The organism is Streptomyces sp. CA-251387 (assembly GCF_050936625.1).
Taxonomy (GTDB): domain Bacteria; phylum Actinomycetota; class Actinomycetes; order Streptomycetales; family Streptomycetaceae; genus Streptomyces.
The window spans coordinates 171,264-193,789 of record NZ_JBNJMJ010000002.1 but is presented as its reverse complement, the minus strand read 5'-3'; the positions used below and the strand labels follow the sequence as shown (position 1 = coordinate 193,789).

Annotated in this window: 17 protein-coding genes and 8 pseudogenes; 16 read left to right on the top strand and 9 right to left on the bottom strand. The window is 67.1% G+C overall.

Annotated elements, in window-relative coordinates; translation table 11 throughout:
• Positions 1–146 precede the first annotated feature (146 nt).
• The 10 genes and pseudogenes from ACQEV2_RS42540 to ACQEV2_RS42495 all read left to right on the top strand — a co-directional run.
• Positions 147–773: an RNA polymerase sigma factor gene (locus ACQEV2_RS42540; protein WP_433055757.1), complete on the top strand. Its 627-nt coding sequence runs from the start codon at positions 147–149 to the stop codon at positions 771–773.
• A complete protein-coding gene (locus tag ACQEV2_RS42535) occupies positions 770–1,588 on the top strand; it encodes a hypothetical protein (RefSeq protein WP_433055754.1) in 819 nt (272 codons plus the stop codon). Before ACQEV2_RS42540 ends, ACQEV2_RS42535 begins: the two co-directional genes overlap by 4 nt.
• A gap of 240 nt (positions 1,589–1,828) precedes the next feature.
• Entirely contained in the window at positions 1,829–2,419 is a 591-nt protein-coding gene (locus tag ACQEV2_RS42530) for a hypothetical protein (protein WP_433055751.1), read from the top strand.
• Between the two features lie 62 nt (positions 2,420–2,481).
• A pseudogene (locus ACQEV2_RS42525) lies at positions 2,482–2,745 on the top strand (hypothetical protein); the annotation flags it as partial.
• Positions 2,737–3,257 (top strand): annotated as a pseudogene (locus ACQEV2_RS42520) (hypothetical protein). The pseudogenes ACQEV2_RS42525 and ACQEV2_RS42520, both read left to right, overlap by 9 nt.
• Positions 3,254–3,857, top strand: a pseudogene (locus ACQEV2_RS42515) (ATP-binding protein); the annotation flags it as partial. The pseudogenes ACQEV2_RS42520 and ACQEV2_RS42515, both read left to right, overlap by 4 nt.
• Before the next feature lie 389 nt (positions 3,858–4,246).
• Complete coding sequence (locus ACQEV2_RS42510) at positions 4,247–5,077, top strand: hypothetical protein (RefSeq protein WP_433056139.1); 831 nt, start codon at positions 4,247–4,249, stop codon at positions 5,075–5,077.
• 562 nt (positions 5,078–5,639) lie between these two features.
• Positions 5,640–5,891, top strand: a complete 252-nt coding sequence (locus tag ACQEV2_RS42505; protein ID WP_433055748.1) for a type II toxin-antitoxin system Phd/YefM family antitoxin — start codon at positions 5,640–5,642, stop codon at positions 5,889–5,891.
• The gene (locus tag ACQEV2_RS42500) at positions 5,888–6,334 is read left to right on the top strand and encodes a PIN domain-containing protein (protein WP_433056101.1); all 447 of its coding nucleotides are present in this window, start codon (positions 5,888–5,890) and stop codon (positions 6,332–6,334) included. Before ACQEV2_RS42505 ends, ACQEV2_RS42500 begins: the two co-directional genes overlap by 4 nt.
• Positions 6,335–7,433: 1,099 nt before the next feature.
• Positions 7,434–7,640 (top strand): annotated as a pseudogene (locus ACQEV2_RS42495) (transposase); the annotation flags it as partial.
• Between the two features lie 13 nt (positions 7,641–7,653).
• Here ACQEV2_RS42495 and ACQEV2_RS42490 read toward each other — a convergent pair.
• Complete coding sequence (locus ACQEV2_RS42490) at positions 7,654–10,524, bottom strand: ATP-binding protein (RefSeq protein WP_433055745.1); 2,871 nt, start codon at positions 10,522–10,524, stop codon at positions 7,654–7,656.
• Positions 10,525–10,688: 164 nt separating this feature from the next.
• Between ACQEV2_RS42490 and ACQEV2_RS42485 the strand changes: the two are divergent.
• A pseudogene (locus ACQEV2_RS42485) lies at positions 10,689–10,943 on the top strand (transposase); the annotation flags it as partial.
• 38 nt (positions 10,944–10,981) lie between these two features.
• Here ACQEV2_RS42485 and ACQEV2_RS42480 read toward each other — a convergent pair.
• From ACQEV2_RS42480 to ACQEV2_RS42470, 3 genes are all read right to left on the bottom strand, one after another.
• Positions 10,982–11,434 (bottom strand): hypothetical protein, encoded by a 453-nt coding sequence (locus ACQEV2_RS42480; RefSeq protein WP_433056136.1) that lies wholly within the window; start codon positions 11,432–11,434, stop codon positions 10,982–10,984.
• Between the two features lie 116 nt (positions 11,435–11,550).
• Entirely contained in the window at positions 11,551–12,129 is a 579-nt protein-coding gene (locus ACQEV2_RS42475; RefSeq protein ID WP_433055742.1) for a DUF6415 family natural product biosynthesis protein, read from the bottom strand.
• A gap of 116 nt (positions 12,130–12,245) precedes the next feature.
• On the bottom strand, positions 12,246–12,488 hold the full coding sequence (locus ACQEV2_RS42470) for a hypothetical protein (RefSeq protein WP_433055739.1): 243 nt from the start codon (positions 12,486–12,488) through the stop codon (positions 12,246–12,248).
• Between the two features lie 36 nt (positions 12,489–12,524).
• On the opposite strand from ACQEV2_RS42470, the gene ACQEV2_RS42465 reads away from it, so the two are divergent.
• The 3 genes and pseudogenes from ACQEV2_RS42465 to ACQEV2_RS42455 all read left to right on the top strand — a co-directional run bounded on the left by ACQEV2_RS42465 (position 12,525) and on the right by ACQEV2_RS42455 (position 14,035).
• Positions 12,525–12,806 (top strand): hypothetical protein, encoded by a 282-nt coding sequence (locus tag ACQEV2_RS42465; protein WP_433055736.1) that lies wholly within the window; start codon positions 12,525–12,527, stop codon positions 12,804–12,806.
• Positions 12,807–13,448: 642 nt separating this feature from the next.
• Positions 13,449–13,616: pseudogene (locus tag ACQEV2_RS42460) on the top strand (ATP-binding protein); the annotation flags it as partial.
• A gap of 71 nt (positions 13,617–13,687) precedes the next feature.
• Entirely contained in the window at positions 13,688–14,035 is a 348-nt protein-coding gene (locus ACQEV2_RS42455; RefSeq protein ID WP_433055733.1) for a hypothetical protein, read from the top strand.
• 82 nt (positions 14,036–14,117) lie between these two features.
• Here ACQEV2_RS42455 and ACQEV2_RS42450 read toward each other — a convergent pair whose 3' ends face one another.
• Entirely contained in the window at positions 14,118–14,327 is a 210-nt protein-coding gene (locus ACQEV2_RS42450; protein WP_433055730.1) for a hypothetical protein, read from the bottom strand.
• 158 nt (positions 14,328–14,485) lie between these two features.
• Positions 14,486–15,814: pseudogene (locus ACQEV2_RS42445) on the bottom strand (D-alanyl-D-alanine carboxypeptidase family protein); the annotation flags it as partial.
• A 425-nt stretch (positions 15,815–16,239) separates the two neighbouring features.
• On the opposite strand from ACQEV2_RS42445, the gene ACQEV2_RS42440 reads away from it, so the two are divergent.
• Both ACQEV2_RS42440 and ACQEV2_RS42435 read left to right on the top strand, forming a co-directional pair.
• Positions 16,240–17,007, top strand: a complete 768-nt coding sequence (locus tag ACQEV2_RS42440) for a transposase (RefSeq protein ID WP_433055727.1) — start codon at positions 16,240–16,242, stop codon at positions 17,005–17,007.
• Positions 17,008–17,087: 80 nt separating this feature from the next.
• A complete protein-coding gene (locus ACQEV2_RS42435; RefSeq protein ID WP_433034744.1) occupies positions 17,088–18,362 on the top strand; it encodes an IS701 family transposase in 1,275 nt (424 codons plus the stop codon).
• A 78-nt stretch (positions 18,363–18,440) separates the two neighbouring features.
• Here the strand turns inward: ACQEV2_RS42435 and ACQEV2_RS42430 are convergent.
• The 3 genes and pseudogenes from ACQEV2_RS42430 to ACQEV2_RS42420 form a co-directional block, all read right to left on the bottom strand.
• Positions 18,441–19,325: pseudogene (locus tag ACQEV2_RS42430) on the bottom strand (Ig-like domain-containing protein); the annotation flags it as partial.
• 336 nt (positions 19,326–19,661) lie between these two features.
• Entirely contained in the window at positions 19,662–20,099 is a 438-nt protein-coding gene (locus ACQEV2_RS42425) for a DUF4232 domain-containing protein (protein WP_433055724.1), read from the bottom strand.
• A 1,328-nt stretch (positions 20,100–21,427) separates the two neighbouring features.
• Entirely contained in the window at positions 21,428–21,568 is a 141-nt protein-coding gene (locus ACQEV2_RS42420; protein WP_433055721.1) for a hypothetical protein, read from the bottom strand.
• Between the last annotated feature and the right edge of the window lie 958 nt (positions 21,569–22,526).

Below are 22,526 nucleotides of genomic sequence, written 5' to 3'. Positions count from 1 at the left end.
GACCGGTGTCGTTGTCCGCGGCCACGATCCGCCGCAGCCGGGGCACCCCGGGCCTGCCCATGAGGTCACGGTACGACCGGCCGCCGGGGTGTGATGCGAGTCATGGGAACTGGTCACGGGCGGTCGGACAGCTTGATGGTGTGGAGATGAATGAACGCGCCCGGATACGAGCCGGGGATCCCGTCGCGTTCGGGCAACTATTTGATCAGTGCGCCCGTTCGGTCTACAACCACGCGTTCCGGCTGACCGGCAACTGGTCGACAGCCGAGGATGTAGTGGCCCTGACCTTCCTGGAAGCCTGGCGGCTACGCGCGAAGGTCGACCTCGACGGCGGATCGCTACGGCCCTGGCTGCTGGGGATCGCAACCAATGCCGCCCGCAACACCGCCCGTGCCGCCCGGCGGCACGAGGGGGCGATCGCCCGGCTCCCGCGTGATGAGGTCATGCCGGACTTCGCCGACGAGCTGGTCGGCCGGATCGACGACACCGAGCGACTGGCCGCAGCCCGGGAGGCGCTGGCCGCCTTGCGGCGCAGTGAGCGCGAGGTGTTCGCGCTCTGCGTGTGGGCCGGGCTGGACTACGCCGGCGCCGCCCAGGCACTTGGTATCCCGGTAGGAACCGTCCGCTCCCGGCTCGCCCGCGCCCGCAGGAAATTGCAGAAACTAACTCAGACTCCACTTTTGATGAAAAATCGGGAACCGCGGCTTGGCTGCGGACAGGTAGAAGGTGGCCGCACTCCCGCGGCCCGGCCCACCCAGGAGGAAACCCGATGAGCCGCCAGCCGTTTCGGCCCGAGCCGGCCGAACGTGAGGAGATGGCCCGGCTGCTGCCGGTCCCGGCCGAACGGGACCTGCCGGCGGGCCGGCACCAACTCTTCAAGGACTACCTGATGAACGAGATTCACCACGACGCCGCCCCCGATGCGGCCGCCACTGCCCGTCCCCGTCGTCGCCTGGCCTTCCTGGCCATTCCGCTGGTCACCGCGGCCGCGGCCGGCACGGTCTTCACCGCCCTGGCCACCGGGCACCCCACTACCCCGGCTAAGGCCAATCAACACGACACCAGCGGACACCCGCTGAAGATCACAGCCGCCGCCTACACCCTGCAGCAAGAAGATCACGGCTTGGTCAAACTGGCCGTCACTGACCCGGCGGGCAAGCTCGACCTGCCTGGCCTCCAGCATGACCTGGACCGCCTCGGCGTCCCGGCCCGCGTCTACGCCGGAGACCCCAGCTGCCCCAATCCCCAGGCCGACCCCAGCCCCTCGCAGACCTCCGCCCCTGACCCGACCCCCTCCGCCTCGCAGCCCGCGGCATCTTCAGCCCCCGGCCGCCCGACCACCGGGCGACCTGCTGTCATCGGCGACAGCTGGACGGTCGAGATGAAGCACGGCAAGCCCGTCCTCTACATCCGACCCGACAAGATTCCCACCGGCCAGCAGATCATGGTCGGCTTCCCCCTGGCCCACACCGACCCCGCCCACGCTCTCTCCGTCATCATGGGCGGCATGATCGACGGCACTCCGCCCGCCTGCATCCCCGCCCCGCCCGAGGGCGCCGTACAGGAGGCCAGGCCCACCAGTTCGTGAGCACCCTCACCATCGGGCCTCAGGCGACGGCATCGCCTCAAGCGCTCACCACGCAGATCTGAAGAGTCGTTCGAAGGTGGGGCCGGGCGCCACATCGGCGCGGGCCCCACCTTCGAACAGTGACCGATCCCGTCAGACAGCGCTGCGACCAGCAGAAAGAGGTTCAGACACAGCTTCTGAGCCGGGAGTTTGACCATGTCTGCTGGCAAGCAGGCCTCAAAGAGCGAGGCTGCTGCTCCGATGACGGCTGACGCCAGGCTGGAGGCGATGCGGCGCCGCGTCCGGCTCTCGCGCCTGGCGGTCTGGACGGTCATCGCGGCCGGCCCCGTCGCCCTGGCCGTCGCCGTCGCCTCCACCCCGAACACGGTCGAGGCTGCGCCTCCGGCCAAGCCCACCGCCGTGCGCACCGCGGCGACCGCCGACCCGGCTGGCTATGCGCAGTTGTTCGTCAGCGCGTGGCTGCGCAGCAGCGCCGATGGTGCGACGACTGCGCAGGCGCTGCTTGCGCAGTCGATGGCACCGGACGTCGAGCTGCCCAATTGGGCAGCGGGTGCGCGGTCGCGGACGGCGCGTGGTCGGCGCGTGGTCGGCGCGTGGTCGGTGACGGTGGCTGCGCAGTACGCCGACGGATCGGTGCGCTACTACGCCGTCCCGGTGGCCGCCGACCGGGCGGGCGCCTCGTTCACGGTGACCGGTGCGCCCGGCGTGGTGGCCGGCCCGGCCCGGGCCGAGGTGCCGAAGTCGCCGTACGGCGTGAGTGTCCCCGAGGGTGGCCGGTGGGAAGTCGCCGCGCTGGAGTTTGGTACCGCCCGGGACGGGGGTGTCCGGTGAACACGGTGCACAGCCTGGTGCTCGCCGGGCAGCTCAACGACCTCGGCTACTCCTGAATCAACATGTTCAAGAAGTGGGCGACCAAGAGTCTGCAGACCGGTCTCGTCTGCCTCGTCGTAGTCATCATGATCCAGAAGTTCAGCCTCAAGGCCGGGATTGGGGGCTTGCTACTGATGATCATCGCGCTCGGGCTGTACAACTCCTGCGACAGCCTCGCAAACATGTTCGAGGACGAGGTGAAGAACCCGTCCAAGGGCGCACCCGCCGTCCCCGGCATCCTCCAGTCCGAACTCCCGTCCTCTCGTGACCACTCACGGATGCTGGGCAAGGTCGCCGACTGGAAGATCCCGCTCGGGTCCCTCCCCCCCCGGCGCAGATCGCGGTCACCGTCGGCGGCGGCTTCCTCCTGATCAAGACCATCACCTGGTGGTCGTGGATGGGGCCGGTCCCCATCGCCACGTGGGTGCTGGCGATCTGGGCGATACGCCGGCCGACGATCCGAGGCCGTGCGCCGATGCAGGCCACGTTGGGCTGGGTACTGCTCGGCTGGCAGCGGAGGGGAGGGCGGATCGGCGGGCGGGCCGCCCGCGACCGCGCGCCCCGACCGCTGCTCGGCGGATTCACCATCGAGGGCGCCCCCTCGCCGGCCCCCGCTGTGAAGGCCTCACCGTCCCCTGCGGCTCGACAGAGTGACCCTCGGGCGCCGCTCTCGCGGCCGACCGCCGGTGGCTCGTCCGCGCGCCGCCACACAAAACCGGCTGCTCCCGCACTACCAGCCGGGCCGGTGTCGAGTGTGCAGCGGCTACTCCCGCTCGCCCAGCAGGAGAGTGGGCGGTGAGGGTTCCCCTCCGTCACATCGCCGGGCACCTGGTGTGGTCGATGCAGGGCAGCGTGTGGGCCGTCTACCGCCTTCACCCCGGCCCGGACGCGTAAGGCCAGCGTGAGGAGAGCGTCCAGGGCACGTACGTGCCCGCCGCGGTCCGCGACGAACAGCTCGCCAAGATCACACATCTGGTGCGCTCCCTGTCCGGAGCCCCACGACTGTTCGGCCTGTGCGCGCAGGTCGATCCGGGTGAGATCGCCCTGAAGATGATCGAGGGCATCGAGCCGGCCGAGCAGGCACCAGGTGCAGGCTGGCACCGTGGGTGGAGAACGTCGAGGCCACCCTGGAGCTGCTGAACGACCAGGAGATGCACCGCCGCATCCTGTGGCTGGCCGTGCCCCTAGAAACCGAGACCAGCGGCCTGCAGGTCTCCGCGCAACTCGGCGCGGCGTGGGCCCAGATCGCGCCGATGCTGGGCATGCGCCCGGCGCCGGTCGCACGGCGCGAGGTGACCGCCACCGCGAGCAGGCTTCCCAGGTGGAGGCCGCGCTCGCCGGCGGCATCGCGTTCCGCTCGGCCCTCCCGGCGGAGATCGTGTGGATGATCCAGCACGCCTCAGTACTGCCGGCCCACCACGACCCCGACAGCCGTGCAAGCGGCGTCGATGACCCTGGCGGCGGGCTGCCGTCTTTGACTCCGGGCAGGGAGCTGCTGGATGCCGCCCGTCCTGTGGGCAGCGACGAGGACCAGGAGTTCGCTGCGTTCCTCGCTGACATGAAGAAGGCCGGTGCAGTGGGCAAGGCGTGCGCTGCGTATGCCGAAAAGCCCACCTGGTGGCGAGTTGGCGGCGCCTTCCTGCTGCTGATTGCCGCGTTGTTCATCTGCGGCATGCTGCTGTCCAGCGCGATCATGCTGCTGGGCACTCAGGGCGTCTGCGCGGCAGCGGCGGCTGCGAGCGGACTCGCCTTCATCGCTGCCATGCTGCCGGGCCACCCCGCCAGATCGTGTGGAAGTGGCTGTCCCTGTGGGGCATCGCGGTCCTGGCCGTTGTCGGGATCTGCGCCTTTGTGCCGTTCTTCGGCATCGCTGTCGACGCCACGATCACCAATGGGCCCGACCTGATGGTGGAGCGGATCCTGCTGATCGACGTGCTGGCCATCGCCGGCGCTGCCGGACACCGCCGACTGCTCGTAGGTATTTCCTCCTTCGACCGGCGCATGGCCATACGCATGCGCTACGCCAAGGTCGGCGGCACCCACATGCCCGGCGACACATCCGAGCTCGGTGCCGCGCTCGCCATGAACTCCCCGGCCGTGATACGCGGTTACGGCGGTGGCCTGCGCGCCTTCACCGGCGGCGGGGGCAGGTTCGGGATGCTCGGCACCCGCCAGCGGCTGATGGGCGCACTGACCTCCTTCTTCGACGGCTTCGACTGCGCATCCGCGCCAGCCGCCGGATCGGGCAGCTCCACGTCCAGCGCCATCGACTGCGCAAGCCGCGCCTGCGCACTCGCCGCATCCTCCGCGCTGCTGCGCAGCCATGAGCCGACGAAGACCTGCGCCCAGCCGCCCGGGTCGGCAGCTGGCGCCGCAGTGCGCACCGACGGTGCGGTCGCAGGGGCCGCTTCGACCGTGGTCGTGGTGGAGGTGATGGCGACGCCCAGGGCAATTGGGCCCGCCGCGATGACGGTCCAGACCGCCAGGCGCGACAGACGCACCCTGCGCCGCATCGCCTCCAGCCGGGCGCCCGCCACCATCGGAGCAGCGGCCACGCTCTCCGGGGCCTGCTTGCCAGGAGACATGGTCAAACTCCCTGGTCAGAACGGATGTTTCTGACCTTGAGGAAACCTGCCGTCCCCGACCCGACCACCGACCACGAGAGGCCGACCACGGTCACGATGGGGACACGAGGTCCGTGGTTGCAGGTCATGGTCGGGCCGACCATGACCTGCGACTACGGGCGTGCCGCGAGCCGCGACTGCTGAGCCTGTCCGGCACAAGCCCCGGGGGCTGACGGCTGCTGTGAGGACTTGATGCTGCGCGCCGCGAGCCCCGCTTACCGATGCGCAGACGGAAAGCCGTTGGGTGCGCGGTAGGCGCCTGCGCAGTGCGGCACCCAAAGCCTGCGCACGAGAACATCAGGAGCCCTCGGGCAGACTGCACAGCTACACACGACCCTCGACCGGTTGTACAGCCCGATTGCGTAACCGCTTGTCCGGGGCTGGTAGTCGAGCTGCGCACGAGTGGAGCCAGGGGCCCGCTTGCGGTGCAGTGCCTTCTCGGCGTCGTGAAGGAATTGCTGTCGCGCCGCGCCCGTGCGCGTCGTGCAGGCCATCGCGTCCGATGGACCGACCGCCGTCCCTGCTGCTGTGGCAGACTTCCCTCGCAATGTAGTAACATGTACTACATGGAGACTACGGCCCGGGAGTTCAACCAGAAGTCCTCGCAGATCCTTGCCGCAGCCGCGCGTGGCGAGACCGTCACGGTTACCAAGAGCGGTGTCGCGGTCGCCCGGGTGGTGCCGATAAGCGAGGAGGACATCCCCCCATACCCAACCGACCCCATGGGCGCGATCGACTTGCCCGACCTTGGTCTTCCCGACCTCACGGACGAGGAGATCGAGGAATCACTGAGGGGAATGGGCGCCTGACTGTGATCGCCATCGCCGACACCAACGCCCTCTACCGCCTCCTCGATTCGAAGCTCACTGGCCATGACTCGCACAGGGAAGCCCTCGCAGCAGTCAGCCACCTCGTCATCTCCCCCATGGTGCTGGCCGAACTGGACTACCTCATTGCGACACGGGGCGGGGCCCGGAAGGCCCTCACCGCGGCCCGGTTCATCGAACGCAACACGCTCACCCGCCGCTTCGAGACCCCGTCCGTCGCCGCACACCTGAGCGCGGCGATCGCAATCGCCGAAGGGTACGCGGACGCCGACCAAGGCAAGGGCATCGGACTGGCCGACGCCATGAATGTCGCCCTTGCCGCCGCCTACCGCACTGAAGTCCTGTTCACCACTGACCGGCACTTCCGCATGATCCGACCCCTGACCGGACACAAGGCATTCCGCCTTCTCCCCGACGATCTGTAACCCGAACACGGGCCTTTCCTCAAGTGAACGAGGCACGTGCTCCCGAGGCTGCCTCCGCGCTGAGATCTGGCACGCCTCACATGCCTGCACGGCTGCGCAGAAGGCGTGAGCGGATGGTGTGATGGGGCACTACCAGTCGTGGAGAACCTAGGGGGCGGGTGAAGGAGACGACGGTGAGCAGGTCGTCCAGGCCTTGCAGTTACCTGTGGTTGGCGGTAGACCAGGGCCCTCGGCGATCGTGATCGATGCGACCTACCGGGTGGGTGGTGAGCGACTGAGGTAGCCGGTCCGCGCCGACGGCCACGCACACCCGGCCGTGGCTGCAGGCGGCAACCCGTCGCAAAAAGGGCAAACCCGATCTCGGTGCGCTGAAGGATGCCCGTCCGCTGGACGCGTTCGAGGTTCGCCGCGGCCGTCCTGTGCGGCGTTGCTGCGCACCTGATCGCCGACGGGTCTGCTGCTGAACTTGGGGTCCCCGCGTTCCCGGCCCTGGCCCTCGACCACGAGAGGCCGACCACGGTCACGATGGGACACGAAGTCCATGGTCGGTCCGACCACAGGTCAGCCGCCAGCCGGTCCCGCTCATCCTGTCTGGCACAAGCCCGCAGCCGCGACCGCTGCGAAGCCTTCATCCCGGGCGGCAACCGACGATGCGCAGACCGCATCCTCCCGGGACCGCGGCAGAGCCTGCGCAGTGCGCCACTCACACCTGCGCAGGAGAAGATCAGGAATCTCGCGGCCGGGCCGCGCAGCGAACCGCGCAACCCGACCGCGCAGGATCCCCTTCACCGGTGCGCAGGCCGTTTGCGCACTCCCCGAGGGGCGGTGCGCGTTCTGTGTGGGCGATGCTGCGCGTCCGATGAAACGGCGTGGTCGGCCCGGCCATGAGCCCCATCACGGACGCTGGGCAGTCGTCGCCGGATCGTGGCCGGTGGTCGGGGTTGGTGGCCGCCCTCTTGGTCAGGGCCAGCGTTGTACGGGTGTTCCATGCCGTCAGCCCACCCGACATACATACATAGATAGCCGATGCTGGCCTCCTCGAGCATGCGCCGAAAGTGCCAGGCCTGACTGTAGAGAGCGTCCGCGGTCACCCAAGCGCATTGGCGTGCGTATCGCCCGCAAAGGCGTCGAGTCCAGCGAACGGTTGGGCCGCCGCCGTTGGGTGATCGAGCGCACGATTTCGTGGCTGTCCGGCTACCGCAGACTCAACTCCCGCTATGAACGCAATCCCCGCAACTACCTGGCCTTTCTCGGCCTCGCCGCAGCCATCTGTTGCTACAAGCGCCTCGTCCGCCTCACCACATAGGACACCGTCCAAGTCAACTGGTCGTTCGCGACACACCACCCTCAAGGGCCTGGACAAGATCGCGACGGCCAGAGATGCCAAGCTTGCGGTAGGCGCTGCTGAGGTGCACTTCGACTGTCTTCGCGGTTACGAACAAGCTTTGCGCTATGTCGCGATTGCTCTGGCCAGTTGCAGCCAGTTCAGCGATCCGTTGCTCGGCGGGGGTCAGTGCGTCCACGCCGGTTGTTGCCATGCGGCGTGGCCTGGCACCCGAGGCATGCAGTTCCAGCAGGGAGCGTTCCAATAGGGGCTTAGCGCCGCAGCGGCTGGCCAGTTCGCAGGCCTGAAGGAGCGGTTCTCGTGCTGCTCTGCGCTGGTTAGTCCGTCGCAGTGCGGCGCCCAGTTCACTCAGTGATTTGGCGTATTCAAGTTGTGCTGTCGAGGGGGCGAGTACCGTCACCGATTCCTGGAGGCGGCTTAGGCCTTCGTCGCCTCCGCGCACCAGCCCAGCTACCCGTAGCGCACGCCCGAGCGCGCGGGGAGCTCCCCAGCGTTGGGCGAGTGCCACTTCGTCTTCGGCATAGTGCTCGGCCTGCTCCTGATCTTCTAGGGCGTTCAGGCACAGCGCCGCTTCGGACAACCACGGTACGTATGCTGGATTGTTGCCGCCGTGATCGGCAAACCGTCGCCCCGCCGCTAGGGCGACCTTCAACGCCTGCTCCTGGTCACCTTTCAACCGGAGCAGACGCGCCCGGTTGAGAAGCAGGTGATATGCCAATCCGGTGGGTGGTGCAACATCTCCAGGCAGTCCGGCCCACACCAGGGCATCATGCGCTTCGCTGAGGCGTCCTTGCTCGATGAGGGTTTCAGCCAGGTGTGGGCCAACTATAGGCGAGCCGCTCTTGGCATCGCTGGCATCTCCCGTGCGAACTGCTTCGCGCAGGTCTGTCTCGGCTTCCGCCAGTGCGCCACGGCGAAGCCAGCTCAGCCCGCGGTATGCATAGGCTGTTGCTGCCGAGGGCAGGGACCCATGCCGGTGAGCGCTTTTGATGGCTGCATCAAGCAGTTGAATGTCGATGTCGTGATCGGCTGCTGTGAGAGCATTCCACCCTCCCGCGGCGAAGCTTGCTGCAGCGGGATGGTCACCCAGCACATTGTCGGACAGGCTGCGCAACGCACGGTCAACTGCTGTGGTATCGCAGCAGGAAGCTTCGTAGTACGCGATGACCGAATCCAGCATCCGGCCTCCGACCGTGCTTGATGGTGGGAGTCTGCTTAGCCGTGCGACCCGGTCAGTCAGCCCGTGGCGGCCGGGCTCCATGACCCGCACCGCAACCACTGTGGCTTCAAGAGCCCGGCAGAGGTCGTCTTCTGACTCCGGCAGCCGTGCAATCGCATCGTCGACGACGGCCACGACCTCGTCGCTACGTCTGAGCATGACAAAGGCGACACTCAGATGCCAGGCGATGAGCGCACGCTGAAGGGGATCGCCTGTGACGGCTAGCGCTTGACGGAGATACTCGGCTGCCTCAGCGAGATCGACCATCTGCGTGATCGTGCCCAGCTCAACAAGCAGTTCTACGCGCTCCTCATCATCGAGCGGCTCTTGCAGGCAGCGCTGCAGATGGGAACGGGCCGCTGCTGGCGAGCCACGGTCGGCGGCGGTCCGGGCGGCCTCGCGCAGGACCTGGACTGTCTGCGGTGGTCCGCCGCGGGGGGGCAGTTTCAAGAGGTGGGCCGCGACCCGCTCCGCCGGAGCACCGGCACCGATAAGCAGTTCAGACGCGCGGGAGTTTGCCTCAATCAGAGCCCCGTAGCCCATGCCTTCTTCGACCGCGGCCCGTACAAGGGGGTGGACAAAGCCCAAGCGCGGCCGGGGATCGACAGCATCACCGGACAGCGGATGAAGTACGCTGACCTGAGCAAGTTCAGTGACGGCAAGGTCGCCCGTGTTGGTCTGCAGAGATGCCAGGGCGCAGGCCCATTCCACTGGTGTTCCTTCTCCCAGCACTGCCGTAGCACGAGCGAGCGCAGCCGCGTGGTCGCTCAGCTGCGCGAGCCGCAAATTAACGATGCGAGTGACTGCCTGAGATCCGATCTCTTCCACTGCTGCCGCATTTCCCTGAGATGGCGTCAGTTTCCGGGCAGCCAGTGCATCGGCCAGCTCGGTCAGCAGCAGCGGATTACCTGCCGTTGCCAGGTGACAGGTGTCAGTGAATTCAGAGTCCGGTGTCTGCCCGAACACATCTCTAAGCAAGCGCTCGGTCGCAGGCCGGCTGAGGCTGGCGGGCCGGATCGTCTGGCACATTGCATCATTGGTCAGCAGCTCCAGAAGGTGCGCCGGAGCCCACGGCTCCCCTGAGCGCAGCCCTGCCACCACGGCCACCGGCAGGTCTTCCATCCTCGGCAGTAGATGCAGCAGGAACCGCAGCGATGGTGCATCCGCCCAATGGAGATCATCGACAACCAGAAGGACGGGTTGGCGCTGCGACATGTTACTGACCAGCCAGTACAGCCCATGCAGTAGGGCAAAGTCTCCGCTCGGCCGAACCTCTTGTTGATCGCTCATCGCGGCCCCGAAGAGCCCGGCAGCCTGAACTGCTGCCCCGGACAAGAACTCAGCTCGCTCTGCTTCGTCTGCCCTGACCAGTGTTGGCTCGATCAGTTGCCGCACGACCCCGAAGGCGAAATCCTGCTCAAGTTCTGTACCACGCGCGGCGATTACGTGAACCCCTGCCAGTTTTCCGTACGTGCGCGCCGCGGCGAGCAGTCGTGTCTTACCGATCCCGGCCGGCCCTTCCACGACCACAAATCGCCCCGCGCCCTTCCCGAGGGCATCCACCACTTCGCCAAGCGTCTCCAGTTCTTCGCGACGCTCAAGCAACCCAGCGTCATCAACCACCACCGTTTCATTCTCCGCCTGCTCCGCCTAGCGGTCTACCCGGGAGTGTCTCCTCAACGGCGGATCTGCTGATCAAGGAGAGACGCCAGATGAGTGAGTCCGTTGTCGAGACGGAGGCTGTGCAGGAGTCGGCCGGAGGGGCGGTGTCGGACGAGCAGTTGATCGGGATGCTCGTGGACCGTGCTCGTTCGGACGGGCTGCAGCTGACCGGTGAGGGCGGGTTGCTGCAGCAGTTGACCAAGCGGGTGCTGGAGTCCGCTCTGGAGGGCGAGATCACCGATCACGTCGGCTATGACAAGCATGACGCGGCGGGCAGGAACAGCGGCAACAGCCGCAACGGTGCCCGTTCGAAGACTGTGCTGACTGACGTAGGCCCGGTCGAGGTGAAGGTGCACCGGGACACCGCCGGCACCTTCGAGCCCGGCCGGGGTGTGACGTGCCAACCGGCCGCCGCCGGGGTCTACATGGGGGTGACGTTCACGAGGATGATGCCGGCGTACAGGTATGGGCCCGTTTCCAGGTCGGCGCGGCCCCACGACGTTTCAAGGAACGGCCGGCCGCGGTTCGGCATCGGCGCGCCGTACGGATCGGCTGGGCCGTGAGCGGGGACCACGCTGATCGAGGCGCGGAGGCCCTCGATCATCGCGGTGACGGCCACGTACCGGCACGGGACCAGCTTGCGGACGTCGGTGGTGTAGTCGACGGCGAGTTCGCCGAGCAGGTCCGCTAAGGATGCGGAGACCCCCCAGGCGTGGAAGGTGTCCGCAACGTGCTCGTACACGCGGTCGTCGAGGAACCGGGTCACGCGCCAGGTCCAGCGCAGCAGGTAGCCGGACCCCCACCACGGGGTGGCGGATACCGGCGACCCGCACTGATGCCAGGGATCGCGGGTTCGAGTGGGTGCGGTCTGCATCTGGAATGTCCTAGTGGGGGAAGGTGGGGGGCTCGTCGGGTCGGTACGCGACCCCGGCCCATCCACCACGGGGGCGGCAGACGAGCCGGGGCCACATCCTGGAGGCGTGGGCACATTCACCCCTCCAGGGGCCTGGGGCGCCGGTCAAGGCACGGCACGCAGTTGCTCCCGCCGCGCCTCGGCGAGGGAGGCGCGCAGCTGTCGGTGTGGCGGTAGCCGCGGATGCCTGGGCCCGAGCCCGACGCGAACACCGCCCGCTCGTATCCCTCGCCGTTCGTGATCTTCTGCCAGCACGCGCCGCACACCTTCCGCTGTACGGCCTCCTCGATCTCGCCCCCATCGCTCGGCGCGCCGAGCGGGCCCGGGTTCTCGTACAAGATCAGGAGCGCACGAGCGATGACCACAAGGTCTTGGATGTGCCATGACTGCGCGAGTGGGGAGGTGCCGGTCATCCCCTCCATGCCGTGGTGCGCGCGCCGAATGACGTGGACCGCAGTCAGACGCGTCTCCCCACGCATACGCGCCGCAACGCCCTTGATCTCCGGGAGAAGGAGCTGCACGTGCCCGGTGAGCTGGTCGCGGAGGAGCGCCCATACTTCTGGCTCGGGCGGGCAGTAGCCCCACACGTCGAGGCCGGCCGTGTACGCCTGTCGGATCGTCGCCGTGTCGATCGGCGCCCGGCTGTTGTCTCCCACGGCTGCGCCCCAGCTCACAGGGTCGCCTCAGGTGCGCTGGTCAGCCGACTGTGAGGGGTGCCGTCCACCGTATCGCCGTCGATGGTCTGCAACCGCCCGCCAGCCCGTCCCCAGTTTTAGAGCAGGCACACGCGTTCCGTGTCGGGGCTCACCGCCTGGATGGAGTGGACGAGGTTGTCGAGCGCGGGCCGTCTGTCGCTGGTCAGAGGGTCGTCGCCCTTGTCGACGAACCAGCCGCCCCAGCCCCACCCCTGCTCTTCGACGTACTCGCTGCACGCGCGGAGACGCAGCTCCATCATGGCCGGGTTCGCCGTCGCGCAGCGGTCGTAGATGTACGCCAGCGGTGGTGCGCTGCTCATGGAGGACTCCCTGGTGGATCGGCCGACGTGGACCGGATGAACGCGAAGTTGGCGGCCGTCGTCGGCATGGACAACAAGTACGGAGGGATGCAGGAACTCCAGGAGCATGCCGCCGCGCTCGCCAAGGAGACGGTGAGCCTTCAGAACTCGCACACTGCGTCCAGCCGTATCCGCTCTGAGCTATACGGCGTTGCGGCGGCGTTCACGGCGAGTGCCATGTGGGCCGCCATCGATGGTCGGCGCCTCACCGAGGCTGAGCCCTACCTCAACCAGGCTGTCACCCTCGCGGGGCTGGCCAACAACCGTCACGTGCTCTAACGCGAGCCGCTCCCCGCCGACTTCGTGAAGGAAGACGGCAAGCGGACTCTTGCGCTGAACGAGATCCTGGTGCGCCGCCCGTGGCGTGGCGCACACGGCCAGGGCGCAGCCCGCGCTCTCCATGAGGAGCTGCTCGCCCCGCGCCAGGAGCAACGCGTCACGCTTCTGGTGAACCCGGCTCTGTCCGATGGGCGCCTCAAGGCGGTGTACGAGTCCTGGGGTTACAAGCAGATCGGCAGTCAGCAGCCGTTCGACGACTCGCCGGTCTTCGCCACGATGCTGCGGGATCCACTCCACCAAGTGACCCGAGCGGCATCCGAGCGCAGGGGGATGCCCTCGGATGCCGCATCAGTGCTCTGTCGCGCCCGCCGGGTATGGGGACCTTGTCGAACGGGTCCTTCTTCCCAGCCTGCGCCGGGCGCACGTAGGTCTTCCTGGGAATGGACGACCCCTTGGCCCTGCAGGCGAGTCCGCCCACGGATCGTGCCGCCCGCCTACCAGTTCGCCGACGCCATCGCGTGCGAGCGCGCCAACCGCGATGCCGTCTTCAACGCAGGTATCAGGGCGGTCTTCCGTGCCTGGAGGTCAACGGTATCCTGGTGTTCGCCTACCTCGACCAGCGCGTCGGCGCCGTCCGGGTGTCCCATCGCCTCCAACGAGTCTTTCGGCGGCTGGACCAAGACCTTCACCGACCCCCGCCTCTGCGCGGCGATCGTCGACCGCCTCACCTTCAACGGCACCATCATCGAAACTGGCACCGACTCATACCGCCTCGCCAACACACGCGCACGAGCCGAAGCAGGCGCTTGACCGTGCCAGCGGAACCACGCATCCTGCCCCCAGCGTCTGTCGCCGACATGCGCACACCCACTGGACAGGACATGAGCACACCTTCAGACACCAGTACCGGCGTCGCCGGATGCCTCCTTGCCGGCTTCGGCGCGGCGACTGCCGCCCTTGCGTGGGCACCGCGGGCTGCGGTCAGCATCGACGGTGGGTTCGAGGGCCATGCCCGTGATCTGAGCGTGCTCGTCGTCGATCTCCCGCTTGTCCTGCTCGGCGGTGCTCTGGTTCCGCTTCTGGCCTGGGCGCTGACCACCCGCTGGGTGGGCCGGCCCTGGATTGCGCTACTCGCCGCCCTGGTCACGCTCGCACTTGGAGTGTGGGGACTTCTGGAGTGGTGGACTCCTCGCCAACCTCCCCACTCCGGCTACCGACACGGCATCTGACCATCGATCCCGCCTCGACACAACCAAGCCCCTCCGGCACCAGGTGCTGTCAAAACTCGCGAACATTCAGGGTTCGCCCTGATTACCGCCTGCTGTCCAAAATGACCGACAGACGCTGTCCCTGAAGATGAACGAAGCCACGGTTATCTGCACCGTCACCGGTCCTCTCGCCCGGCACGTCGCCGAGTGCCTCACCGACGCCGTCCATGTGATCGCCACCGGAAACCTGGCCCTGCGGGACAACCTGCTTCACCCGGACGCCGCCCAGGTCGGCGTGGACCTCGCCCACCACGTCGCCTACGTCGACGACACCCTGCCCGACGTCCTCGCCGGACGCCCCCGCAACGGCACCGCGTGCGACCGCCGCTCCCTAGGCGGCGACGCCTGGCCCTGCATAGCGACGGTGCGGGGCGGCCGTACCCGCCCCGCAGTACCAGCCGCCGTCGCCAGTCAGCGCATGCGGGCGAGTTTCGCCCGCATGCCGGGCTCAACGAGTTCGTTGTGGAGTGCGACGGGTACGGACACCATGCCGGTGCCCGTCCTTACGCTCACCCTGCCGACCACTGTGCCTGCCGGGGCGGAGTGTGGGATGTCGTCACCCGTGATGCGAATCTCCCTCTTCAGGCCGGGCCAGCCGACTGCCTTCAGGTTCTTGGTCGCCACGACCGGGGTATGACCTCCGAGACCGTCGTCGACGTATCCAATAACGTCGCCCTTGTTGATGACGGTCGCCGAGTCGAGGGATTTTTGCGCGGCGTGGATCAGCGTGATGCTGTGCGTGATCGCCTTCTGCAGTTTGGCGTTGATGGTGGTGCCCGTGTGGATTCCGAACACGGCGCCGATGATCCGTCGCTTTTGGCCGTCGACGAGTGTGTCGGCAGACCACAGCAGGTTGCCGCCGGCGGGGGTCGACGAGCCGGTCTTGACGCCGTTCACCCCCGGCTCGAGGAGGGCGCGGCCGTTATTGTTGTAGATCGTTCCGGGGACGCCCGGGATCTTGATCTGTGCGGTGTCGACGATCTCCCAGAACACCTCGTTCCGCAGCACGGCCTTTGCCAGCTTCAGCTGGTCGGCGGCGGTCGACACGGTCGTGGCCTTCAGACCGCTGGGGTCCGTGTACGTCGTGTCGTCCATGCCGAGCGTCCTGGCCGCGTCGTTCATCTTCTTCACGAACGCTTCCTCGGACTGGGAGTCCCACCGGGCCAGCAGACGCGCCGCGTTGTTCCCGGACGGGATCATCAGCAGCTGCAGCATCTGCTTCTCGGTGAACTTTTGGCCCTTTCTTATCGAGGCGGTCGACTCGTCCTCGGCCTGGGACTCGTCTTCGGCCTGCTGGTCCACCTCGATTAGCGGACCCTCATCCCTCCCCCCGAGGGGGTGACCCTGCAGGATCACGTAGGCCGTCATCGTCTTGGCCACGCTGGCGATAGGCGCGGGTTTCTGCTCGCCGCGTATCCCCATGATGCCGACGCCCTCGACCTCCACCGCGGCCTGGCCTTCACCGGGCCACGGCAGGTGCGGCGTGCGGCCCTCGAAGGTGTACTGCGGCTCGCGCGCCAGCGTGAGGGAAGGTTCCGGCAGGGGGCGCACCATCTGTACGACCGTGACGACGATTAGCAGCAGCATTACCAGCGGGGTCCAGATCTTGAACCGCCGCCGCACGGTCCGCAACCCGGTTTCCGGCGGCCTGGTATTCGTCAGCTCGGCGAGCAGGTCCAGCGGCGACGTGGCCGATGCCGGCTGCTGGCCGGTGGGCTCTGGCTTTCTGAGGGACCCCGGCACGCGCAAATGCAGGGTTCTCTCGATGTCTTTCTGATGGGACATGTTCTTTTCGTCTGTTTAGTCTTGAGCGTAGGCAAGCAACGGCGGATTCGTGGATGGGGTCAGCCCGAGCGGCACACGAAGCGAATACTGCCGACCCACGCCGGCGCTGGGTGCCGTCGCGGCCGAGTGGGCTGATGCTTTCTCGGGGTGCCGGTCGGCCACACTCTGGCGGCGTGGCTTGCCGGTGTGACAGCAGGTCAGAGGGCGCTGCCCGCTTTCCAGTCGTTCCAGGGGAGGTTCCAGCCGTTGAGGCCGTTGTCGGGGGCGACGGTCTTGTCGTCGGAGTTCTTCACGATGACGACGTCGCCGATGATCGAGTTGGCGTAGAACCAGTAGAGGTTGTCCCGTAACCGGTGGGACGGTTGGTGCGTTGGCTGGGCATGGGTGGGGTGATCTCAGCGGATGATCCGAAGTGGATCGAGCCGTTCTCCGGGCTGACCGAGTCGCAGTTCACCAGGCTGGTGGCCTTGGTACGGCGTCGCGGTGGTGACGTTCAGCGCGGCCGTCCCTGGCGGCTGCCGCTGGAGAACCGGGTGTTGCTGGTGGCGACGTACTGGCGCACGAACCTGACGTTGCGGCAGGTGGCGCCGTTGTTCGGGGTCTCGAAGTCTGCGGCCGACCGCATCCTCGATCACCTGGCGCCCCTGCTGGCCATCTCGCCGGCCCGCCGGCCGCGCAAAGACACCGTCTACATCGTCGACGGCACCCTCGTGCCCACCCGTGACCGCAGCATGGCCGCCTCCAGCAAGAACTACCGGTACTCGACGAACGTGCAAGTCGTGATCGACGCCAACAGCCGCCTGGTGGTGGCGATCGGCCTGCCGCTGCCCGGCAGCCGCAACGACTGCCGGGCCTTCACGGAGTCCGGCGTCGACCGGGCCTGCCGCGGCGCACCGACCATCGCCGACGGCGGCTACCAAGGAACTGGCCTGCTCATCCCGCACCGCAAACGACGAGGTCAGACGCACCTCAGCCCACAGCAGGAAGCGGAGAACGCCGTCCACCGCCGGGCGCGAGCCCGGGTGGAACACGCCCTGTCGCGGTTGAAGAACTGGAAGATCCTGCGGGACTGCCGGCTCAAGGGCAACGGCGTTCACCAAGCCATGCTCGGCATCGCCCGACTCCACAACCTGGCCCTCACCGGATAACTCACACCCCATACGGGACAACCTCTAGTAGTGCTTCGTTAGGTCTATTCGTTGGTGCTGATCAAGAGCATGTTGGTCGTGTGGATGCGCATGAAGTGAACCGATTACGGGCGGCGTTGGCGATGTTCGTGGCGGATGTCTTCGCCTCGGTGCCGCGTACGGATCAGCGGGCCAAGGGTGAGTGCTATCTGCGAGGCCTGATGCTCGACGGTCGGCGCAAGTCGATCCAGCCGATGGCCGAGCGTCTGCCGGACGGGAACATGCAGGCCCTGCAGCAGTTCGTGAACCAGTCGCCGTGGGATCCGCTGCCGGTCAGGCGGCGGATCGCCGAGCGGCTGTCCAGAGTCGTCAGGCCCGAGGTGTGGGTGATCGACGACGTGTCGTTCCCCAAGTGCGGCAAGGCCTCGGTCGGGGTGGCCCGCCAGTACTGCGGAGCGGTCGGCAAACGGGCGAACTGCCAGGTCGCGGTCAGTGTCCATGCCGCCACCGACACCGCCTCGTGCCCGTTGGAGTGGCAGTTGTATCTGCCGCGGGAGTGGACGGACGAGCCCGACCGCTGCCGCAGGGCAGGCGTCCCCGAGGACGTGGTGCACCGGGAGAAGTGGCGGCTCGCGCTCGGCCTGCTGGACACACTCGCCGAGTGGCAGCTGGAGGCGCCGGTCGTGGTCGCCGACGCCGGCTACGGCGTCAGCACACCGTTCCGGCTCGGTCTCCAGGAGCGAGGGCTGTCCTATGTCCTGGCCCTCAACGGGAAGGAAGTCGCTCATCCGGAGGATGTCGAGCCGCACCAGCCCGCTTATGGCGGGCTCGGGCCGCCCACCCTTCCCCGCTACCGCACCCCGCCGCGAGCCATTTCCACCCTCGCGGCGCAGGCGGGTGCCAAGCGATTCTCCGAAGTGACCTGGCGGCAGGGCAGCAAGGGCGCGATGACCTCACGGTTCACGGTGCTGACGGTGCGGCCCGCGGGCAAACAGTCCCTGGCCGCCGCTCAGGAATCTGGCGGGGGCCGCAGCCGGTGGGACGGCGTCCTGCCCACCCAGACCCTCCTGGTCGAATGGCCGGACGGCCAGGACGCCCCGACGGACTACTGGATATCGAACCTGCCCGCCACCACACCCGTCGCTGACCTGGTGCGGTGGGCGAAGATGCGCTGGCGGATCGAACATGACTACCGCGAGCTCAAACACGGCCTGGGACTGGACCACTTCGAAGGCCGAACCTGGCGCGGCTGGCACCACCACGTCACCCTCGTCACCGCCGCGCAGGCATTCCTCACCCTCCGCAGGCTCGACCCAAAAGTCGAGACACCGACGCGAGCCTCTACCAGACCCTCGACGCACTCCAAGACCTGCTGAGGTGCTGGACCGGCACCTGCACCACCTGCGGTCGCCCCCTCAAAACCAGCAGAACCAGAACCTAACGAAGCACTACTAGGCGTCGGTGGTGGTGTCCTTGGCGCCCTTGGTGTCGTTCAGGCCCACGCAGCCGTGGCTGGTGTTGGCATTGCCGAAGACTGAGTCGTCTCCCCAGTAGTTGCCGTGGAGGAAGGTGCCGGAAGTGGTCAGGCGCATGGCGTGCGGCACGTCCTTGATGTCGTACGCGGCCTTGCCGTTCTTGTCGGTGAAACCAACCGTGGCGCCGTTCATCCGGGTCTCCTTAAGCTTTTCGGAGATCACCATCTGACCGTTGTAGGTGGTGCTCTCTGGTGCACCGGCAGAGATCGGGATGGTCTTGATGACCTGGCCGTCGCGGACGACTTCCATCTGCTTCGTGCTGGCGTCGACCGTGGAAACCTGGCTCCGGCCGATGCGGAAACTGACAGTCTTCTCCTGTACGCCGTAGACGCCCTCGGAGCCCTCAACGCCCTTCAGGCCCAGCTTGACGGTGACGGTGGAGCCGGCCTGCCAGTAGCCCTCAGGACGGAAGTCCAGACGGGTGGGACTCAACCAGTGACCGACGACCTCCTGGCCGCTGCTGGCGTTGACGGTGATCGCCGACTGCACCGCTTCCTTATCGGTGATCGGCTTGGTGAAGTTGATCGACACCGGCATGCCCACGCCGACGGTCTGGCCGTTCTCGGGCGTGTAGTGGCCGATGAAGCTGTGAGCGGGGCCGGTCCTGATATCCGGAGTTTCCGCAGCGCCGCTCTTGCTGGCCGAGGCCCGCGGTTTGTTGTCGGAACCGGCCAAGCCGTCGGTGCCTGCACAAGCGGTCAGCGTCACCGCGCAGACGGCCAGCATCGCCGCAGCGATGAGGCCGGCACGTCGTGTGCGGTCCAGGCGCGGTTCGACGGATATGACGGTCTTGGTGCGCTTCACGGTGGTCTCCCCTTATTTGGCTGGAATCGGAGGCCTGCATAGGTGTCGTCCGGTTTCGCCAGCGCTGGCGGGGCCTGCCGTCGCGCAAATGGCGAAGACCGGCCCCACGCATGCGGCATGCGTGTGGAAGGAAGGTTTCGGTAATGAGTCCGGAGCGAAATGTGGCACGCCGATCTCATGGCACCTCGACCCCCTCGCCCGTGGGCCAGAAGGTCACGACGACGGCTCAGGATCTGGGCGTGACAGGCGCTACGCCAGTGCAGGCTCGGTCAAATCGACCACCCTGCCTCACTGGACAGGCAGTGGCACGTCACCGGCAGATACAGAAGGCAGGCTTCAGCTCCCGATAGGGCTGACAAAGGTGCCTGGGTGAGTGGCGGCGTCCTGCCGCATCAGGCTGTCCCCTGGCCAGTCCAGGGTTGCGGACGTGGTTTCATCCGGCGGGGTCACGACGATCGATTCCGCTTTGAACTCCTCGCCGTCACCCTCAAAGGGCAAATAGGTGATGGTGAAGTAGGCGACCTTGCCGGACGCCAGAGTCACCGTCTTGGGAGTCTCAGCACTACGAGTCAGCGACCAGGAACCGGACGCGGAGAGCAGATCGATACCAGGAAACCCCTTGAGAGTGCAGGTAGAAGCGCTCTTGTTCGTCAGGGCCACGGAGACTTCCTCCTGGTCACCGACGGTGCTGCTGACGGTTTCGAAAGCCAGGTCGCCAGTGCGGCAGGCAAAGTTGCCGTAACCATCGCCGTCGCTGTAGCCATCGGGCGGCACTACCTCACCCTTGTTGTCACCAGAGCCCTTACCGCCCGAGCCGCTGGAGCCGCCGCTGGCCGAGGCCTTCCCTGAGCTCCCTCCCGTGGAGGACGACTGGCCAGACCCAGCAGAGGGGGTAGAAGAGGCGCCGCCTGAGGAAGGCGATGAAGACTGCGAATCGCCGCTCTGGGCGTTGACAGTCGGGTCACCGCCACAACCAACGAGGAGGAGACTCCCCGCGAGGACAAGGCTGGCCATGTAGGCGGGTTTCCGTAGAGACATTTAACTTCCGGAAGTAGGGCTGCCTCTGACAGCTCGTTTACAGGACAGACTGAAGGTACTACGTGCCGTTAGTCATTTTGTAACAGGCCAGTCTCAGTTCATTCGCGAACACAACGCGAGGCACAATCGCGTCGCGTTTTTCCATTACCTAACCGCACACTTCATCAGCAAGACTTAGGGTCAAAATTGAGTAACAAATACTCAATCCGTGAAAGTAAAGGCTCGCATTGTTTGCGGGTGGCGCCGAAACCTTATTGGCACTCGCCCTCGATCGAGGTTGCGGCGGTCGTCTTCGCATCACACAGCGTCACGACGGGAGAGGGTAATTGGCTCGGCTCATCGGTTTCACGCAACACGAACAGACTCGACAGGGAAACCTTCCGCTACTTCCCGCTCTCCATGGGTCCGCTGCCCGCCCGCCTGGAGCGCATGCGCTCCCACCCGGACATCGCGGGTGAGGTGCTGCGCCTGGAGTACAGGGCGATGAGCCTCAATCCCAAGGCGAAGCTGTACGGCAAGCGCCCCCTCCTGGAGTTCTTCGATCTCTCCCCGACCGCGGGACCGCGCGTGCCTGGAGGCCTTCGAGCGCAAGCTCGACATGCCGTGGGCGCTCTGCCACATGCGTCGGCTGTTCCTGCTGTCCGCCTCCGGCGAGCGGCGCCCGGTGATGCGCTCCACCGAAGGCGTCGACCTCGCCCGGGCGGGCCAGCTGGCCCGCCGGCTTATCTCCGTATCCGAACGGCACGGCGTCGCGGTCGAGCACGACCCGGTGTACGGGCGCGCCGGTCCTGGGTCCGCCACCGCCGCGAGATCTGGCCGATGGCGCAGGAGCTCTTCACCACCGCCCCGCCCGAGTGATCAACAAGCAGGACAAGAACTTCGAGCAGGCGTGGGACGCCCTGGTCTCCGGCTCCGCCGCCCAGCTCCCCCTCACCTGAGCCCCCGGCGGCACCTCCGCCCCCAGTTCCCCAGCCAACTGCCTGTCCCCTTGGAGTTGACATGCCTTCGCGTCCAACCAGCCCGTCCAGCACACCAGATCTGACCTCATACGATCTGCTCGCACCTCAGCTGTCCGGCGGAAAGGACAGCGCGGTCATGATGGCCGTGTTTATGGAGGCCGCCCGCACCGCCGACGTGGCCGACCGCGTGATCTTCCACTCCAGCCTGGGAATCTTGGAGTGGCCGTCCGTCGTCTTCGGCGGCATCCGATACCCGGGGGTGTCCGAGCTCGCAGCCCTGCAGAGCGCCGCGTTCGGGGTGCCGCCGACCGGCACCTGGAGGTCACATGCACGATGCCCGGCCCGGACGGGACGAGGATGCCGCACAGCCTGCTGACGGAGATCGCGGCATACGGTCGGTTCCCACGCTAGGGCAGCCCGTTCTGCCGCAAGAGCGCCAAGGAGAGCGTGGTCTCCAGCGCCTGGACCCCGTCGTCCGCCAGCTCGGGCGCGAGCTCGGCCGGCCGGTGCGGATCCTGAAGGCCATGGGCCTGCGCAGCGACGAGGGTCCCGACCGCAAGAAGCGCCCGGCTTCCGTACGGTGCAGGTCAACGGGGCGCGGGTCGTTGACGAGTGGCTTCCCATGAAGGACTGGCCGACCGCCGCCGTCAAGGAATGGCACGCCGACGGGCCGTGCTGTACGCCTGGACGTACGACTCGATGCCTGGCGCCGGTGACTGGGCCGGAACCTCCCGCCATGTTGACCGGACTACGGGTGGCAACTCACGTGTGTCGCGGCGTGTCGCTTGCGCTGCGTCGGTAGGAAGTCACGCAACCCGAAGGGAGGGATCTGCGTGGCGATACCGAACGATGTGGAACGTGATGCCGACAGATCCGGCTGCCGCGGTGGGGCCGGGTGGTGGAGACCGACAGCGTCGTGCCGTACGAGGTACAGGACGACGACAGACGCCCCATCGAGCCGATCCGCCGGTACCTGCGTGACTTCGTCGCTCAAGGTCGCCGTACAGGAAGCGTCCGAAGCTACGCCTACGACTTGCTTCGGTGGTGGCGGTGGCTGCGGGTCATCAACGTCGAGTGGAACAAGGTGACTTCGCAGAGGTGCGCGAGTTCGTGCTGTGGCTCCAACGCACCACGAAACCGCGGCGGACTCCTAGAAGGAGGTCGGCTGCCACCGCCGGCACCATCAACCCGATCACACGCAAGC